Source organism: Stenotrophomonas muris, assembly GCF_052751275.1.
In genome coordinates this window covers 1,782,051-1,796,870 of the sequence record NZ_CP199879.1, presented here as the reverse complement: position 1 = coordinate 1,796,870, position 14,820 = coordinate 1,782,051, and the positions used below count along the sequence as shown (strand labels likewise).

31 protein-coding genes are annotated in these 14,820 nt (G+C 64.0%); 21 read left to right on the top strand and 10 right to left on the bottom strand.

Annotated features, from left to right (window positions below):
- Positions 1-2 precede the first annotated feature (2 nt).
- From ACUVWL_RS08225 to ACUVWL_RS08215, 3 genes are read right to left on the bottom strand one after another with little or no spacing between them, the layout of a single operon-like run.
- A complete protein-coding gene (locus ACUVWL_RS08225) occupies positions 3-311 on the bottom strand; it encodes a hypothetical protein (protein ID WP_445979054.1) in 309 nt (102 codons plus the stop codon).
- Positions 308-892, bottom strand: coding sequence for a hypothetical protein (locus tag ACUVWL_RS08220; protein ID WP_445979053.1), 585 nt, complete (start codon positions 890-892; stop codon positions 308-310). Before ACUVWL_RS08220 ends, ACUVWL_RS08225 begins: the two co-directional genes overlap by 4 nt.
- Complete coding sequence (locus ACUVWL_RS08215) at positions 889-1,620, bottom strand: hypothetical protein (RefSeq protein ID WP_445979052.1); 732 nt, start codon at positions 1,618-1,620, stop codon at positions 889-891. Before ACUVWL_RS08215 ends, ACUVWL_RS08220 begins: the two co-directional genes overlap by 4 nt.
- 64 nt (positions 1,621-1,684) lie before the next feature.
- On the opposite strand from ACUVWL_RS08215, the gene ACUVWL_RS08210 reads away from it, so the two are divergent.
- Positions 1,685-2,371 carry a hypothetical protein gene (locus tag ACUVWL_RS08210; RefSeq protein WP_445979051.1) on the top strand — a complete coding sequence of 229 codons (687 nt, stop codon included), beginning with the start codon at positions 1,685-1,687 and terminating at the stop codon, positions 2,369-2,371.
- Between the two features lie 84 nt (positions 2,372-2,455).
- Here the strand turns inward: ACUVWL_RS08210 and ACUVWL_RS08205 are convergent, their stop codons facing one another.
- From ACUVWL_RS08205 to ACUVWL_RS08175, 7 genes are all read right to left on the bottom strand, one after another.
- Positions 2,456-2,665, bottom strand: coding sequence for a hypothetical protein (locus ACUVWL_RS08205; protein ID WP_445979050.1), 210 nt, complete (start codon positions 2,663-2,665; stop codon positions 2,456-2,458).
- 87 nt (positions 2,666-2,752) lie between these two features.
- The gene (locus tag ACUVWL_RS08200) at positions 2,753-2,995 is read right to left on the bottom strand and encodes a hypothetical protein (RefSeq protein WP_445979049.1); all 243 of its coding nucleotides are present in this window, start codon (positions 2,993-2,995) and stop codon (positions 2,753-2,755) included.
- A gap of 109 nt (positions 2,996-3,104) precedes the next feature.
- On the bottom strand, positions 3,105-3,518 hold the full coding sequence (locus ACUVWL_RS08195; protein WP_445979048.1) for a hypothetical protein: 414 nt from the start codon (positions 3,516-3,518) through the stop codon (positions 3,105-3,107).
- Positions 3,515-3,730: a hypothetical protein gene (locus ACUVWL_RS08190; RefSeq protein ID WP_445979047.1), complete on the bottom strand. Its 216-nt coding sequence runs from the start codon at positions 3,728-3,730 to the stop codon at positions 3,515-3,517. Before ACUVWL_RS08190 ends, ACUVWL_RS08195 begins: the two co-directional genes overlap by 4 nt.
- Positions 3,727-3,852, bottom strand: coding sequence for a hypothetical protein (locus tag ACUVWL_RS08185; protein WP_445979046.1), 126 nt, complete (start codon positions 3,850-3,852; stop codon positions 3,727-3,729). The genes ACUVWL_RS08190 and ACUVWL_RS08185 overlap by 4 nt, the downstream gene beginning before the upstream one ends.
- Before the next feature lie 271 nt (positions 3,853-4,123).
- Positions 4,124-4,657, bottom strand: coding sequence for a hypothetical protein (locus tag ACUVWL_RS08180; protein WP_445979045.1), 534 nt, complete (start codon positions 4,655-4,657; stop codon positions 4,124-4,126).
- 29 nt (positions 4,658-4,686) lie between these two features.
- Positions 4,687-5,361, bottom strand: a complete 675-nt coding sequence (locus tag ACUVWL_RS08175) for a S24 family peptidase (protein ID WP_164166367.1) — start codon at positions 5,359-5,361, stop codon at positions 4,687-4,689.
- Positions 5,362-5,434: 73 nt separating this feature from the next.
- Here ACUVWL_RS08175 and ACUVWL_RS08170 point away from each other — a divergent pair, with 73 nt between their 5' ends.
- From ACUVWL_RS08170 to ACUVWL_RS08075, 20 genes are all read left to right on the top strand, one after another.
- The gene (locus tag ACUVWL_RS08170; RefSeq protein ID WP_445979044.1) at positions 5,435-5,893 is read left to right on the top strand and encodes a hypothetical protein; all 459 of its coding nucleotides are present in this window, start codon (positions 5,435-5,437) and stop codon (positions 5,891-5,893) included.
- A 58-nt stretch (positions 5,894-5,951) separates the two neighbouring features.
- Positions 5,952-6,137: a hypothetical protein gene (locus tag ACUVWL_RS08165; protein WP_005418752.1), complete on the top strand. Its 186-nt coding sequence runs from the start codon at positions 5,952-5,954 to the stop codon at positions 6,135-6,137.
- 29 nt (positions 6,138-6,166) lie between these two features.
- Positions 6,167-6,358 carry a hypothetical protein gene (locus ACUVWL_RS08160; protein WP_088476175.1) on the top strand — a complete coding sequence of 64 codons (192 nt, stop codon included), beginning with the start codon at positions 6,167-6,169 and terminating at the stop codon, positions 6,356-6,358.
- Between the two features lie 5 nt (positions 6,359-6,363).
- On the top strand, positions 6,364-6,678 hold the full coding sequence (locus tag ACUVWL_RS08155) for a winged helix-turn-helix domain-containing protein (RefSeq protein ID WP_164166363.1): 315 nt from the start codon (positions 6,364-6,366) through the stop codon (positions 6,676-6,678).
- 1 nt (position 6,679) lies between these two features.
- Entirely contained in the window at positions 6,680-7,570 is an 891-nt protein-coding gene (locus ACUVWL_RS08150; RefSeq protein ID WP_445979043.1) for a helix-turn-helix domain-containing protein, read from the top strand.
- Positions 7,560-8,222, top strand: a complete 663-nt coding sequence (locus ACUVWL_RS08145) for a hypothetical protein (protein ID WP_445979042.1) — start codon at positions 7,560-7,562, stop codon at positions 8,220-8,222. Before ACUVWL_RS08150 ends, ACUVWL_RS08145 begins: the two co-directional genes overlap by 11 nt.
- Positions 8,219-8,413 carry a hypothetical protein gene (locus ACUVWL_RS08140; RefSeq protein ID WP_197620970.1) on the top strand — a complete coding sequence of 65 codons (195 nt, stop codon included), beginning with the start codon at positions 8,219-8,221 and terminating at the stop codon, positions 8,411-8,413. Before ACUVWL_RS08145 ends, ACUVWL_RS08140 begins: the two co-directional genes overlap by 4 nt.
- Positions 8,413-8,781, top strand: coding sequence for a Ref family recombination enhancement nuclease (locus ACUVWL_RS08135; RefSeq protein WP_445979041.1), 369 nt, complete (start codon positions 8,413-8,415; stop codon positions 8,779-8,781). Before ACUVWL_RS08140 ends, ACUVWL_RS08135 begins: the two co-directional genes overlap by 1 nt.
- Complete coding sequence (locus ACUVWL_RS08130) at positions 8,778-8,981, top strand: hypothetical protein (RefSeq protein ID WP_445979040.1); 204 nt, start codon at positions 8,778-8,780, stop codon at positions 8,979-8,981. The genes ACUVWL_RS08135 and ACUVWL_RS08130 overlap by 4 nt, the downstream gene beginning before the upstream one ends.
- Positions 8,978-9,295 carry a hypothetical protein gene (locus ACUVWL_RS08125; RefSeq protein WP_445979039.1) on the top strand — a complete coding sequence of 106 codons (318 nt, stop codon included), beginning with the start codon at positions 8,978-8,980 and terminating at the stop codon, positions 9,293-9,295. The genes ACUVWL_RS08130 and ACUVWL_RS08125 overlap by 4 nt, the downstream gene beginning before the upstream one ends.
- A 109-nt stretch (positions 9,296-9,404) precedes the next feature.
- A complete protein-coding gene (locus ACUVWL_RS08120) occupies positions 9,405-10,103 on the top strand; it encodes a hypothetical protein (RefSeq protein ID WP_445979038.1) in 699 nt (232 codons plus the stop codon).
- 269 nt (positions 10,104-10,372) lie between these two features.
- The gene (locus ACUVWL_RS08115) at positions 10,373-10,864 is read left to right on the top strand and encodes a hypothetical protein (protein WP_445979037.1); all 492 of its coding nucleotides are present in this window, start codon (positions 10,373-10,375) and stop codon (positions 10,862-10,864) included.
- 185 nt (positions 10,865-11,049) lie between these two features.
- Entirely contained in the window at positions 11,050-11,775 is a 726-nt protein-coding gene (locus tag ACUVWL_RS08110) for a hypothetical protein (RefSeq protein WP_445979036.1), read from the top strand.
- Between the two features lie 124 nt (positions 11,776-11,899).
- Complete coding sequence (locus tag ACUVWL_RS08105; RefSeq protein ID WP_445979035.1) at positions 11,900-12,388, top strand: glycoside hydrolase family 24 protein; 489 nt, start codon at positions 11,900-11,902, stop codon at positions 12,386-12,388.
- Positions 12,385-12,699, top strand: coding sequence for a hypothetical protein (locus ACUVWL_RS08100; RefSeq protein WP_445979034.1), 315 nt, complete (start codon positions 12,385-12,387; stop codon positions 12,697-12,699). The genes ACUVWL_RS08105 and ACUVWL_RS08100 overlap by 4 nt, the downstream gene beginning before the upstream one ends.
- The gene (locus ACUVWL_RS08095) at positions 12,696-13,160 is read left to right on the top strand and encodes a lysis system i-spanin subunit Rz (RefSeq protein WP_445979033.1); all 465 of its coding nucleotides are present in this window, start codon (positions 12,696-12,698) and stop codon (positions 13,158-13,160) included. Before ACUVWL_RS08100 ends, ACUVWL_RS08095 begins: the two co-directional genes overlap by 4 nt.
- A gap of 156 nt (positions 13,161-13,316) precedes the next feature.
- Complete coding sequence (locus ACUVWL_RS08090) at positions 13,317-13,838, top strand: Rha family transcriptional regulator (protein ID WP_445979032.1); 522 nt, start codon at positions 13,317-13,319, stop codon at positions 13,836-13,838.
- Positions 13,835-14,026, top strand: coding sequence for a hypothetical protein (locus ACUVWL_RS08085; RefSeq protein ID WP_445979031.1), 192 nt, complete (start codon positions 13,835-13,837; stop codon positions 14,024-14,026). Before ACUVWL_RS08090 ends, ACUVWL_RS08085 begins: the two co-directional genes overlap by 4 nt.
- Positions 14,026-14,388: a DUF1064 domain-containing protein gene (locus ACUVWL_RS08080; RefSeq protein ID WP_445979030.1), complete on the top strand. Its 363-nt coding sequence runs from the start codon at positions 14,026-14,028 to the stop codon at positions 14,386-14,388. The genes ACUVWL_RS08085 and ACUVWL_RS08080 overlap by 1 nt, the downstream gene beginning before the upstream one ends.
- On the top strand, positions 14,388-14,717 hold the full coding sequence (locus ACUVWL_RS08075; RefSeq protein ID WP_445979029.1) for an HNH endonuclease: 330 nt from the start codon (positions 14,388-14,390) through the stop codon (positions 14,715-14,717). The genes ACUVWL_RS08080 and ACUVWL_RS08075 overlap by 1 nt, the downstream gene beginning before the upstream one ends.
- Positions 14,718-14,820 lie beyond the last annotated feature (103 nt).

The following is a 14,820-nucleotide window of genomic DNA, read 5'->3' as shown; positions in this document are numbered from 1 at the left end:
CTTCAGTTCGCCGCCAGCGCCGCGCGCTGGGCTTTTGGTTTGCGCTCGGCTAGGCCGAGCTGGAACTGCAGAACGTTGTCGCTCGCCTCAGGCACCGCTGCGGGCCGCGCGCTGCGCGCGGGCCGGTTGAGCCGGCGCCATGCTGCAATGGCTGCAGCGGGATCCGCATGCTTACTGGTTGACCTGCAGGCGCACTCGACTAGGTGGCCACCGCCGGCGGACGCGCAGCGCTTGTCGTGGATGTGGCGCGCGCGGTGGCCGGCGGCGCAGTTCGGCAATCCTTCCGGGTGGCTGATATGTTCCTGGGTCATGGCTTCTTGCACTCCTCAATGTGGGCGACCAGCTTTTCCAGCAGGAAGGCGGCTTGCTCGGCGCGCCTGCGGCGTTCGTACTGATTGAGGGTTGGGCGGGCGTCCCTGAGCCATTCCAGCGGCTCGACCAGCCACTGCGGGTCGAACGGGAGCAGGGTGCGCGGGTCGACCTTCTTGTCGGGCGGGAAGCAGTCCGGGCCGGCCCAGTCCTCGCTCTCACCGCAGCGGACGCACACGCGCCGCTGGAAGTCGTGGACCTTCTCTGGCTGGATCACGCGCGGGCTGTCGAACAGGGCGCGGACAACGAGGCCGCGCTGGTGCCCGCCGTAGACGTGGCCGGCGTCGGCCTGCATCCAGCAGCCCGGCGCATGATCGTCCTTATGGCGGTACTCCCAGCGCACTGGCTGCGCGGTATAGAGCGCAGCCATCAGGGTGTCGGCCCAAGCGCGCACCTGGTTGGCGGCAACGCCGCCGCCGGCGGGATCGACGCGCCGCATGGCAGAGACGACCGCTGCGACAGACGACGATGCCTTGGTGGCCTCGACAACGGTGGCCGGGGAAATAGGCAGTGGTGCGGTCATGCGAACAGGTCCAGTTGGGCCGGCAACGGCGGCGGCAGGGTGGGGGTGGGCGACGGCACCGCAGCAGTACGGCGTGTCTTTGCCGCAGGCGGTGCGCGGTGCACCAACTGCAGGTAGTCGCCGTCTCCGCGCATCTGCCAGGGACGCCCCTTGATCGGGCAAACGTCGTGGTAGCCCGCGTCGTAGTGGGTGGCGGGCGGCCCTTCGCGATACCTGAGCTGCACCTGGTAGTGCGATCGACCGGCGAACTTTGCCGGTTCGAGGTGTGGACCCGTCACGCTCTTGACGGTGAAGAGCGGAAAGCACCGACTCCAGCGTGTGTCATCGCCCGGCTGATCGGGTTGGCCATAATCAGCCCTGGGCTCGTCCTTGTACCAAGCCCAGACCTTGTCACCGACCTGGAACGGCTGCAGATCTTCAGTACCTGCATGGGTGCGATATGGAAGCGGCGGGAACAGGTCGCGGATTGAGTACCAGTACCCGCGACCGTTCATATCGCTTAGCTGCGTCATCGGGAAGAGGGCGACGACGATGACGCCACCGCGCATCAGGTAGAACGCACGCCCGCATGGCGAGGAACCTCCCTCGACGCTGGATAGGATGGCTTGGCGTGACCATCCCTTGACCAGTCTCCGCGAAATGATGCCGTCGGCGATCTTGAATGCCAGGTCTTGGTCGATGACGCCTTTGCCTTTCCATGGTGCAGCGGTGAGTAGCTGGTCAGGCATCGAGCGGCACCGTTTGTTTTGTCGGCGTGGCAAAATGCCCGCCAGTGCACGGGAGGGTTAGGCAATGGAGTTTTTCGAGGCGTTGAGCCGCTGTTGGTGGCTTGGAAAGGAATGCGTTCCGGAGTGGAACGCTTGGGCCGCCGGCGCTGGTTTCGCAGCAGTTGTAGCAACTGTGATTCTCGGCGTAGTCACCTATCGGCTTGGAAGAGCAGCGAACAGTGCTACGTCGTTGGCAACGGACATTGCTTTGCATCAGGTCAAGAGGGAAGATTTCCGTTCCGAGACCGAAGAGTTGTTGGTTCTCATCCAAATCACTGGCGAGGTGTCGACCAATCGGCAGCGAATTTCCGATCTTCTTGGTGAATTGCATGGCGGCGGAGTTGGCGAGGCGCATTTCGTTCTCGACGAGCACACTCGAAGGAACGTCTTTACCCAAATCGAACGCATTCGCTTTCCATTGACTGCAGCCGTTACAGATCGTCTCCACTTCTTGGATAGGAAGATTGCAGCCTGCCTTCTCCGCGCAACTTCTATCATTGCCCTTGTGCAGGATGGTTGTGCGAGTGCTAGCCCTGATGACACTCGAGAAGAGCACAAGGACGCGCACAATGCTCTTCTGAAGGTACTGCCAATGGTCGTCGCAGACCTGGAAGTGGTTCGTGTCGCATGCGAGCAGTCGGTCAATCGACTGGGTATTGCCAACCCGGATTTCGCCCGGGATGGGATGGCGATGGCTAACATGGGTGAATAGGTGCAGGTCTCTCGGTAGATCAACCATTGCCCACCGCCTGCGTCTCGATCGGCGCCATCGCCGCAGGCTCCTTGTTATCGTTGCTCATGCCTGCATGTCCTTGCTGTTGGTGGAGCGCGCGCTGTGTGCGGCGAGGTGTTTCCAGCGTTCGGCTTCGCCCAGGTAGTACTCGTGGCGTTCCTGCCGGACGGTGGCGGTGAACTGCACATCGTGCAGTGCACGTTCGGCGGCGGCGCGGTTGGCCGCTGCCATGCGGGCCGGGTCGTGATCGAAGATGTCGAGCTGGTTACGCACGCTGGACTCCTGGGATGGGTTGCCGGCTGTTGGAACCCGGCCGGCGCGGGTTCCCTGCGCTACAGGGGGCGAGCGCAGGGCAGGGGGTCAGTGGGTGTCGTCGGCGGGCAGCGCCGTGCGCGCTCTCTCTGCCGAGCGCTGGCGCATCTCCTCGCGGAAGGCGGGCCAGTTGTTCCGCAGGTCGCGCACGCCGCACCAGGTGAAGAAGACGACGCCGGCACCAAAGGGCGGGAGGAGCGAGCCGGCACCGGTGTAGATGGCGCGCGCGAGCAGCGCCAGCAGCAGGCCGACGACGACGGCGCAGTAGAAGGGCAGGGCTAGGTGGCGCATTACTCGCTCTCCTGTTCGGTTGGGGGCTCGGCCTGCGCCGGCGCCGGGCCGACGGGCGCGGTGATGAGCGGGATGCCGACGGCCATGGCGGCGCAGAAGTCGTTGTCGGTCACGAGGCAACTCCGTCGGCGATGTGGCGCTCGACCCATGCACGCATGCGCGTCCATCGCTGCTCGGGCGTTTCGTTGTCCCAGCGCCACTCGCCATCGTTCTCGTGAACGATCTCCGCCGCCATCGCTTCGGCGATACCAAACGCCTTGCTGACGGCCGTGCGGTCGTTGGGGTCGAGGCCAGCCATGTCCAAGCCGCGCTTGGCGCCGATCACCCCCAGCGTGCAGTGGCAGCCGGTGGTGTCCTGTAGCTGCTCGGCAATGAGACGCTTTTCTGGCATCGCGTCGAGAGCGTCGCGCAGCTCGATCAGGAAGTGCTGCCCGCGCTTGCCTCGTAAGGCGGACGAAACCGCGCCGCGCCAGCAGATCAGCGGCCAGGTGTCGCAGTCGTCGCTGTAGCCGCTGCGGCTCATGCAGCACCTGCCTGTGCGCGCGCTGCGCGGCGCGCGGCGGCGACGGCGCCGGCTGCGCTCTTGCCCTTCCGCAGGACGGCATTGGCGGCGATGCTGGAGGCGATGACGACCTGGTAAGGGAGGAGGCCCCAGCGGCGCCCGGCGCGGGCGACGATGCCGGCGGCTGCAGCGGCGCGCTGACCGTTGGAGTGGTTGACGAGGGCGGCGCTCATGCGGCGGCGTCCTGGCTTTCGCCGCGCAGCTGATGTGCGGCGTGCTGGATCTCCACCGAGAGGTGGTCGGCCTCTTCCAGTTCAATGTAAAGGCTGGCAGCGCCGACCTTGATGGCGACCATGCCTACTGCGGGCATAGCGACTACGGTAGGTGGCGCCTTGCTGACGCCAAGAGAAAGGGTAGCCATTGCGTGATCTCCTGCGCCCGGCCCCGAAATAGGGCCTCAACTGGCGGCACGCGTAGACTACGGAATACCGTATTTTCCTGTCAAACGGAATTCCGTATAGAAGTATGAACGTACGGAATTCGGTTCATAAAAAAGCCCCTCGCTATGGAGGGGCTACCGGGCTGGAGGCGCTCGACTCTGTAGAGGAGGCCATCTATACGGGCATTCAATCGGGGATGGTTCGCCCACCAACTGTTCTGCACTTTTCAGCAAACGAAGCCTGGAACTTGGCCTGTATAGCCGGGTCATCGCTGCCGTTGAATATTGCAAGCCCTCGTCCATCTCGGTTGAAGCTGACTACAACCGCTTGCGTGACGTTGTTTAACGCCAAGGGGCCGTCGCCTGGCCGGTTGAGGGTGGCCTTGCCACAGACGTGATAGTGCGCGCCATCATCAAAGGCTCTAAAGGAGAACGGTTCCATTTCAACTTGTATGTCGGAAGCCACCTGTCCCCTAATGATTGCCATGCCGGTGGCGACAACCTGCTGTTGGTTCGGCTTCTTGCGGACTGTGAACGCCAAGGCAAGAAGGGTAACGAGGACTGCCACGATGATCGCTGCCACCGAAAGGGGCGTGAAAGTCTTCGCCTTCGTCGGCGAAGAAGCGACTACCGGTCGGCGCTGGGGCGCTCCGCAACCTGGGCACGCGCTCGCTTGATCGCTGATCTCTCGCTTGCACTCGGCACAATCAATCAGGGCCATTCCACGTCTCCATACAAAGGAAGGTTTGTCTAGAACTTGCGCAGCCCTGCATGAATCAGCGCTTTGCCCAAGATGCTCACATCACCAGGATCTGGTCGGTAGGCAGGGAAGTCCGTGTTGACGCTCACCACATATAGGCCGTCCCCGCGCTTCTGGAGCATCTTGATCTGGGTCTCACCTCCGATGTTGATGAGGTAGTAGTCGTCGCCGTCGAAGTAGTCACAGCTTGTGTCGATCCAGACGATGTCGCCGTCTTCCAGCTTAGGCCGCATAGACGGGCCGCGACCGGTAATGATCTGGATCCGGCCAGGCTTGGGCAAAAAACCGAGCTTCCGCCGCACCTCCCACTCCGCAACCTCGATGGTCTTCACAACCTCCGGATAGTCCTGGTTGACCATGCCGATACCCATTCCCGCACCCCCTTCGAACAAGTCGAAGCGAACGTATCCGGGTGGCGTCTCAGTCTCCGAGATCGATGCGACTGACCTGCCTTCGCCTTCCTTGGGCCCCCGGCCTGTTTCAAGCCAGTCGGTCTGAACGCCCAGTCGCGCGGCAATCTTGTGTAGTGCGGTCGTCGACTTTGAAAGGCCGAGCTCTAGATTCGACAAGGTCGTCGGGGCGATCCCCGCAAACTTCGCCAGTTCGCCCCGGCTAATGCCAAGTGACTCGCGCTCGGCTCTGATCCTGCTGCCAATGGTATTCATCACTGGATTTGAACGGAAAACCGTAACGGAATGCCGTTGACACGGAGCTACGGAATCCCGTAGTGTTGCGGACATGGACAAACCTTGGGCTTCCATCATTGGTGAGCTGCAGTCGGCGGGCATGACTTATGCCCAGATCGGCGAGGCAATTGGCGCAGCTGGTTCCACCGTCGGTGATCTCGCATCGGGCCGATCACAATCGCCTCGGGCGACTACCGCGTTTGCGCTGTTGAGGCTTCACGCGAGTCGCCTCACCGAGACTCAATCGGGAACCTCGGACGCTGTCCGCATCGTGATCGATAGCCGGATGAGTAAGCGCGCGCTGCGCGCCCGGCTCGGCCTCGCAAGCGACAAGCACCTGGCGACCTTGCTGCAGCTCCCCGCAGCGCAGGTCGAGGGCTGGCCGGAGGAGGGCGTCCTGCCTGCTCTCCCGCAGATCCAGCGCCTGCTCGGCGGCGAGGCGAAGCCGCCGGATCCCGTAGCGCCCACCGATTTCGACCACGACCGCATTGTCCCGGTCGATGCGGCCTGACATGCCGCGCGCTGTAGCAGCCCGTTCCACCACTCCCTCCTGAACTTCTCATACGGATATGTACGCAGATCCTTCGAACCTTCGTGACAACCCGATCAAGGTCCGGTTCAACGACACGGAAAAGGCATTGATCGATGCGGCGGCGAACTTCAACGGTCGCCAGCCTGCGGTTTTCGTGCGCGACCTGGTGCTGGCCGGCCTTGCCGCGTTGGAACAGCGTAGCCCCGACCGTGATGCGGCCTGAAGGACCCAACGAGTCCCTGGGGAGGGTCCATGGAAATCCAGCTGTCGCGCGACCAGCAAAAGCAGCTTGAGCAGTACGCGGCCTCACGCGGCATCACGCCCGAAGAGGCCGCCACAGAGCTGGCGCGCGGCGAACTTGGGCGCCGCTACCGGCTTCCGCGAAGTAACGGCGAAGTTGTCCCTTTTCAGGGCCTGAAACGTCCCGAAGACTCCACGAGGTAGTACCGATGAGCAGCACGCTCGCGCGCTCCACCGATCCGCACACCAGCCATGCCGCCGCTGCCGACCTCGTCGCCAGCGGAGCGCTGCGCGTCCAGCACGCCAAGACCGAGGCTGCTGTGATTCGCCATCCTGGCCAGAGCAGCCTGCATCTGTCGACGCTGACTGGCCTTGATCGCCACATGTTGGGTCGCCGACTGCCTGAGCTGGCCCGCGAGGGACGCATTTGGCGCGGCCCGACCGCGCCGTGCGCAACCACCGGCAAGCCCGCATGCACCTGGTGGCCGGTTGCGCCGGGCGAGAACCTGACGCTGGGGCTCTGACATGTCGACCATCATCATGTCGCAGTGCTGGCCACTGCAGGGGCTGAGCGTCACGCAGAAGGCTGTGCTGATCTCGCTGGCTGATCAGGCCAACGACGACGGTGTGTGCTGGCCGGCGGTGGGCACCATCGCCGCGCGCTGCTGCATGTCGGCGCGCGCTGTGCGAACGGCAATGGATCATCTGGAGGCCGTTGGCCTGCTGACCCGTGACCGCCGGTTCAACAGCAGCACGGTCTACAAGGTCACTCCGGCCAACTTCGACAAGGCCGCTGCGCCGTCGAAGGCTGGCCGCAAGTCTGGAAAAGCAGGTGCTGCACCGGGCGCAGGGGCTGCGCCCCATGCAGGGGGTGCGCCCGCTGCAGGAGGGGATGCGCCCGATGCAGGGGGGGATGCACCGGGCGCAGGTCTGGGGGTGCGCCCCGTGCCGCCTAACCGTCATATAACCCTCAATGAACCGTCAGGAGAACCGTCATTTCCGGCGGGCCTGCCGGCCGCGCCGTTGGCGTTGGATTCCGAGACCGACCTGCAGGCCGCGTGCCGTGCCACCTGGGCGGCATACGCCACCGCTTACCGCACCCGCCACGGTGTGGCGCCGGTCCGCAACGCAAAGGTGAACAGCAACGTCCGCCAAATCGTGCAGCGGCTCGGCCACACCGAGGCGCCGTTGGTCGCCGCGTGGTTCCTGACCGTCAACGAGCGCTACGTGGTCCAGAACATGCACGACCTGGGCGCCCTCCTGGGGAAGTGCGAGGCATACCGCACGCAGTGGGCCACCGGCCGTCAGGTCACCGAAGAGGCCGCGCGGCAGACCGACAAGACTCAGACCAACCTCGGCGCCGCCGACGCGGCCAAGGCTCTGCTGGCACAGCGGAGGGCGGCACATGCTCGGTAATCAGGAGCAGGATCGGCTGGTCGATCTGCTGGTGGCCACCGCCGAGGTGATTGGCGACCAGCTCAGCCCGAACGCCGCGGCCTACATGGTTTCGGATCTGGCGCAGTACCCGCTGCCGATGCTGGAGCGCGCGCTGGCGTCGTGCCGCCGGGAGCTGAAGGCGCGGCTTTCGCTGGCGGCGATCCTCGAACGCATCGAGGACGGCCACCCGGCACCGAATGAGGCATGGGCCAACGCGATCCGCGCCGCCGACGAAGGTGCGACCGTGGTGTGGACTGAGCAGACCCGCGACGCGTGGGCGGCGGCGCTGCCGCTGGTGCAGGCGGGCGACAAGATCGCGGCCCGGCCGGCATTCCTGGAGGTGTACACCCGGCTGGTGAAGGAAGCGCGCGCTGCACACCGCACGGCCGCCTACCAGCTATCCCTCGGCGGCGACGTGTCCGGTCGGGACAGCGTACTGCGGGAAGCGGTGGCCGCTGGCCAGCTGTTGAAGGAACAGGTGGCAGAGCACCTGGCACTTCCGCCCGCCACCCCATCCTTCAACCCGGTGGCGCTGCTGGCCGGAACGGTTGAGGCATCGCCGACAGCGGACGACCGAGCCCGCGCGCGCTTGGCCGAGATCGTGGCGCTGCTGGAGGGCAAAGCCGCATGAGCCCCGATCACTTCAACGTCGAAGTGCGTCCTGTGAGCGAGCCGGTTGCGGAGGCGGGTTGGTATCTGGCCTACGGCTACGGGATCAAGCCGCTGGTGATCTACGCGACGCGCGGGATGACTGTCTGGCGCGACGGCATGCGGCGGATCCCTATCACCCGCTATGCCGGCCCGATCCCGGAGCTGCGCTGATGTGGTCGAACGCACCACCGCCGACCAGAGAAGAAGCGGCCCGGATCGAACTGGCCAAGACGGGCCCGTGCATGGCCTGCCTGGCGCTGCAGATGCAGGGCCTGCTGGACCCGGAGTTGGTGGTGTACGGCTGCGACTACAACCACGCCAAGAGCGGGAACCTGCGGCGCGGTCACATGGAGGGCTACGGCCTCTGTAAATGGCACCACATGCGGCATCCGATGGAGGGGAACACCTTCGCGACGATGCGCCAGATCTACGGCCCGAGCCTGCTGGATGGCTCGCGGACGTTCCACGAGACGTACGGCTCCGACGACGAGCTGATTGCAAACCAGACCTACATCAACGAACTGAGGGCGGCAGCATGAAGAAGACGACGGCCATGGCGCCGAAGATCAACCCCCAGCGTGCGCCCCGCGAGCGGCGGATGGACCACAACACGGTGTCCCGGCCCAAGCGAGCCAAGGCACGTGTGCTCGCCGATGGCCCGGCCGAGACGGTGGAGCAGTTCAAGGCGCGCGGCGGAAAGGTGCAGCACCTGACGGCCAGCTGGGAGCAGCGAGCATGAGCGCGCTTGAGCACGCCGCGCGAAGCCTCCTGTGCAAAGCCATGAGGTTGCCACCGGACGGCGTCACTGCCGAGCTGATGATGGATCTGTCGATCCCACAGCTTGGCATCGTTCCAACGGCCGCCGCGCTCTGCGCGATCCGAGCGGCCTTGGCCCCGAACTGGAAGCCGATAGCCGAGGCGCCGCAGGACGGCACAAGGCTGATGCTGTGGGACTCGGTGAGCAACCGGCCGGTGTTCGGGAGCTGGCGGGGTGACAACCCCAAGATCACGCACTTTGCGGCCGAGCCGGCCGGCCCGGAGGTGCCTTCTTGACGGGCCACAACCGGACAGAGAAAGAGGCCCTCAAAAGGCCCGCACTGAATGACCACGATGCGCGATCGCGCGCTGCACGAGCAAACCACCAAGGGGAAGGCACATGGGAATGAACGAGGCACGCGAACTGCTGTCGAGCCGGACGGGGCCGAGGGCACTGAGCTTCGACGGAAGCATTGGTGGACCGAGCACTGAGGAAATCTTGGCCGCCTTGGCGTACGTCCCGGCCGGCCTTGGTCGCGAACTGCTGGAGGCGCTGTGGTGGCCGGAGAGTGGTCAGCGGAGACGCGAGCAGCTGCGCCAGGCGGTCATCTCCCTGGTCGCGCCCGAGTTCACCCGCCAGATGCACGCTCTTGCCGACGCGCGCACTGACTACGGCATTGCCAAGGCCAGCATGGGCTGGTGCGGTGGGTCGATTACGGAGGCGCAGCGGCGGGAGCTGCTCCGTACGGAAAAGGCTCTGGACGACGCGCGCGCTGCTGCCTGGCCGAACAACACGATGGAACAGTTGGGAGTTCTGGCCGGGGCGGTGATCGCTGAAATGGCCGGCGCGCGAGAGTGCTCGCACTGCTGTGGCAAGCGGGTTCTGCTGGACCCGCGCGTCGCAGGTGTCGTGAACTGCGTGGAGTGCGGTGGTAGCGGCCATGAGCCACTGAGCGGTCGTAAGCGTGCGGCTTCCATCGGTGCCGATTGGTCCGCCTATAGCAGGTTCTGGCGACCAGTGTACGAGTGGATGCTGGCCAGCTTCCGGGCCGCCGAGTCGCGCGCTGCAAGGAAGTTCAACAGGGCGCTTTCAAAGGCCTCGTAGCGATGACTTCCAAGGTCATCGAAAACAGGTGCATTCTTTCCACCGTCCAGACGCAAGCCCCGGCCAAGCCGGGGCTTTTGTTATGCCGGTCACGCAACATCATTGCCACCCGCCTCAATCCCGCAACAAACAGAGCGACGCCCCGATGCCTGCAAGCACCGGGGCGCCGCCGCCGTACACGCGTTTCAGCCGCGTGCCATTGGCTCAAGCCCTGCCGCTCTCCGGAGAGCGAGTGAAGCTTGCTTAACTAATGTCGCAACAGCTGAGACATGGATACCTATCCTACTAATGGTGGCCAAGGCGATGCCTTGGTCACCTTTGTCGTACATGAGTTCCGCGAGCAGCGGCACAGGCTACTCGAGGCAGAAATCAAGCTCTCCGTCTGTAGGTACTGGGTCGAGCATGAGCGCAGCCCAAGTCGCGCGCGCCGCGAGGCTTTACATGCCGCCGGTATCGAGCTGGAGAGCGTCAGACGACGTCTCTGGCCGAAGAGCGTGCTGGACATGCTTGCGACGATCGAGCGAGCTGTTCAATGTGAGGTTTCGGAGCGGCCCTTGTGCAGCAACTGCAAGGGCAGCGGCATTCGGTCGCATGAGCTGCGAAAGAGTCTCTGCCCAGCGTGCACAGCAATAGGCACTGCCGGTCATAGTGATCGAAAAAGGGCGGCATCGATCGGCCGCGACGAGTCCACCTACAGGGCGAAGTGGCGAAAACCTTACGAATGGATCTATGAACGAATGCAGGGATCTACGTCGTTCTGAGAGAAAGGATTCGCCTTCAACTAACAGCGGTCAGAAGAGTGCGGGATTGAGAGTCCCGCGGATCAATTTATAGCTTCTCCATCATCGCGGGACGCTCTCAACAGAGAGGTCTATTCAGCACTCTTCGCGATGAGTGCGCTGCGCACGCGCAATCGAATCGCGTGCGACCGAGCTGGAGAAAAATGATGACTAGCACTACTAACCTCCCCGCCATCAACGTGTACCCCCCGAAGGGCGGTGGTTCCGCAAATTCTGGCTACTGGGGGGGCGCGCTTGCATCTGCGGGCGCTGGCGATTTCGCCGGTCCGCGGGAGGACACTGGAGAGCCTATCGAAGACGTCCCCGATCCGGAATGGGACGAAATCTACTTGTTCCTTGCTTGGAATCCTCAGCTCCTGAAGCTGGGGCAGAACGTCATCAACGTCGTTCTGTCCGACCGAGCTTTCTCCAAAGACCTGAAGCAGTTCCTGGAGGCCGGCGGGATGATCCAGCCCACGCCTGGTCTGACCCACCAAGCGGACTTCTACAATGGAGTGATCCGGATTCGGCAGGATTTTGTCGACAGCGGCATGGCGGATTTTCAGGAATCGAAGTACACCGCCACGCTCCTGATTCACGAGGTCGGCCACAGCAGGGACACGCGTCAGTACGTTCCCCCGGCGTCGCCAGATGAGATGGCTGAGTGGTATCTGCATGGCGAAGTGCTCGCTGGTCTCTATCAGCTGTTGCATTGGCACATCAGTCGCGGTGAGACCGGAGTGACTGCTGGCGACTACAACAATGGCTACACGGCGATGTACCTGAACTTCATGAGCCACGGCAACCTCGATCAGCTGCTCAATGAAATGAAGGCTCAGTTCCGCCAGCACCAGCCGCAACAGATGCAGGCCTGGCGCGATCTGTACCAGTAAAAAAAGTGCCCCCCGCATTGAGCGGGGGGCTTTGCGCGCCAGGAATAGTGGAAACGTCTGTTCCCTCGGCAAATCAATCGTCTTGCCTCAACCACTGTGAGGCTGACAGCTAGGAGAAGTTGCTATGGCGCAGATCACCGCACAACAGGCAGGCGGCGTGAACGTCGTGGCCTTCCTCGACATGCTTGCCTGGTCCGAAGGAACGGACAACTGTAAGCAGCCCACCAAGGATCGCGGCTATGACGTGATCGTCGGCGGCCAACTGCTCAAGAGCTATGCCGACCACCCGCGCGTGCTGGTGGACCTTCCGAAGCTCAAGATCCAGTCCACCGCAGCCGGCCGCTACCAGCTGCTGCGCCGCTACTACGACGCCTACAAGAAGACGCTCGGCCTGAAGGACTTCTCGCCTTTGAGCCAGGACCTGATTGCGCTGCAGCAGATCCGGGAGCGCCGCGCGCTGCCGCTGATCCAAGCGGGGAAGATCGAGGAAGCCATCAGGGCCGTCCGCAAGACCTGGGCGAGCCTGCCTGGCGCGGGCTACGGCCAGCACGAACACAAGCTGGCCGACCTGCTGGCGGTGTACTGCAAGGCCGGCGGGACGGCGGCGCCATGATCGGGGTCGACGTGGATTGGCAGGCAATCGGCACGGCCGTCGGCGGCCTGATGGTTGGGGCTGGCGGTGTGGCGCTGTGGTGGCGCAAGCAGTTCGTAGAGACAGCCAGAGAGGGGGCCGAGGTCAACGTGATCCAGCTGATGCGCGAGGAAGTGACCCGGCTGGGCGAACGGGTTGGCCGCATGGAGGCCAGGGAACTGCGCCTGATCCGCCACATCTACCGGCTGGAAGGGTTGATGCGCGCGGCCGGCTTGGAGCCACCGCCGTTTGACCCGGACAGCGACACCATCAAGGCAGGAGGGTCCGAATGAACCGAATCACCATCGCGGTTGCTGCGTTCGTCCTGTGGTCAGGCGCAATGTTCGGTGCTGGCTGGGCCTGGCGTGGCGACCGGGCCGATGCCAGCAACGCCACCCTGCGCGCCGCCGGCGCATCGGCAGTCGCCGACCAGGTGAACCAGACCCGCGCCACCGAGCAGAGCAAGGCTCTGCAGCTGGCCGACATTGGAGCTAAGCATGAAGAAGACCGGACTGCGGCCGCGACCGTCCCTGCTGCTGTTGTGGCTGACCTGCGCGCTGGTCGTCTCCAGCTGCGCGACGACCTCGCCACCTGCAATACCGCTCGCCTGTCCGAAGCCGTCGCCGGCGCCGTCGAACGTGATGCGCATGCCCAACTACGAGCAGAGGTCGCGGGAGATCTTGTTCAGATCGGGCGCGATTCCGACGACCAGGTCCGAGCCTGCCAAGCGGTGATTGCGGCTGACCGCAAATAGTCGGGAAACCGAATTCCAACCCAGAACACATTGAGACCCGGCCAAGTGCCGGGTTTCTCGTTTCAAGCGCGGCCTAGGTTCGCTACCGAACGTCTGCCGTCCTGCCCGACAGGCTGGCCGCGCTTCCTCTTCAGGCAGATCCAGTAGGAGCAGGTAATGAACATCGACTCCATCCAGGACATGGTGATGCTGGCCGGCGGGCAGCCAATGACCGACAGCAGGCGCATTGCCAAGTATTTCGGAAAGCGGCACGACAACGTTCTGCGCACGATCCACAAGGCCGTGGAGGACGCGCCGGACGAATCGGCAAAACTCAATTTTGAGGTTTGTCATGAAATCAATCACTTACAGAACGGCAAGCCGCAGCGGTACTACCTGATGACCAAGGACGGCTTCATGGCCGTGGCATTGGCCTTCACCGGCAAGAAGGCTGCGGAGGTTCGCTGGGCCTTCATTCGTGCATTCAACCGGATGGCCGAGTTCATCCGCACCCAGGCATCGGGTGCGATGGAGCGCTGGAACGTGGCCTATGTGGAATACCGCCAAGAGCGGGAGCACGTCTCCAACTGTGCCAAGGACATGAACCGCTGGAAGCGCCGAAAGGTGGAGCACCAGCAGCGACTCCAGCAGCTTGACCCGCAGCTGAGCCTGACGTTCTGTGGCGAGGTGAGCCCATGATCCGGTTGACCGACATTCACGGCCGCGCGCTGTTGGTGAGCCCTGGCCAGATCGCCATGATCCAGCAGGCCGGCCCGAGCCAGCGCTGGCACGGTGTGGCGGCGAACGTGCAGATGGCCGTGGACGGCAAGTGGGTAGAGGTGCGCGAGAGTGTTGCCGATATCGAACAGCAGCTTGGGGCGCAGTGATGGCGGCTAAGACCGGAGCCGCGCGTCGCTTGCTGGCGCTTGGCCGGCTGAAGACTGGCGAGATGAACAAGACAGAGGCCGCGTATGCCGAGCGGCTGCGCGCGCTGCAGGCCGCAGGCGGGGTCCAGTGGCACCGGTTCGAGGGCATGAAGCTGCGCTTGGCCGACAACACGTTCTACACCCCGGACTTTGCAGTCATGGCTGCCGACGGTGTCATGGAGTGCCACGAGGTGAAGGGGCACTGGCAGGACGACGCCCGGGCCAAGATCAAGATCGCAGCAGCCACGTACCCATTCCGCTTCATCGCCGTGAAGCTCAGGCGCAAGCGCGACGGCGGTGGCTGGGAAGTGGAGGAGTTCTGATGGCTCGCCTGCACACCGTCCCGGGCCGGCTGAAGCCGGTCCCGGCGCGGCTCAAGAACGTTGCACCAGGTAGTTGGCGCGGCCCGGACAAGAGCAGCACGCAGCGCGGCTACGGCTATAAGTGGCAGAAGTATCGAGAGCGGTTCCTGCAGGCGCATCCTCTCTGTGTCATGTGCCAAGCCGCAGGCGTTACCACCGCCGCGTCTGTGGTCGACCACGTCGTCCCGCATCGGGGCGACCATCGATTGTTCTGGGATCCGAAGAATCACCAGTCGCTGTGCAAGTTGTGCCACGACGGTGCGAAGCAGCGGATGGAGCGTACGCCCTGACCGCGCCAATGCGTTTCACAGGTCGTGTCCCACGGCGCGACCCCTAAACATACCGAGGGGGCATTGAAAGTATGGATCGGATCCAGACCTAGACCGGTCGTCT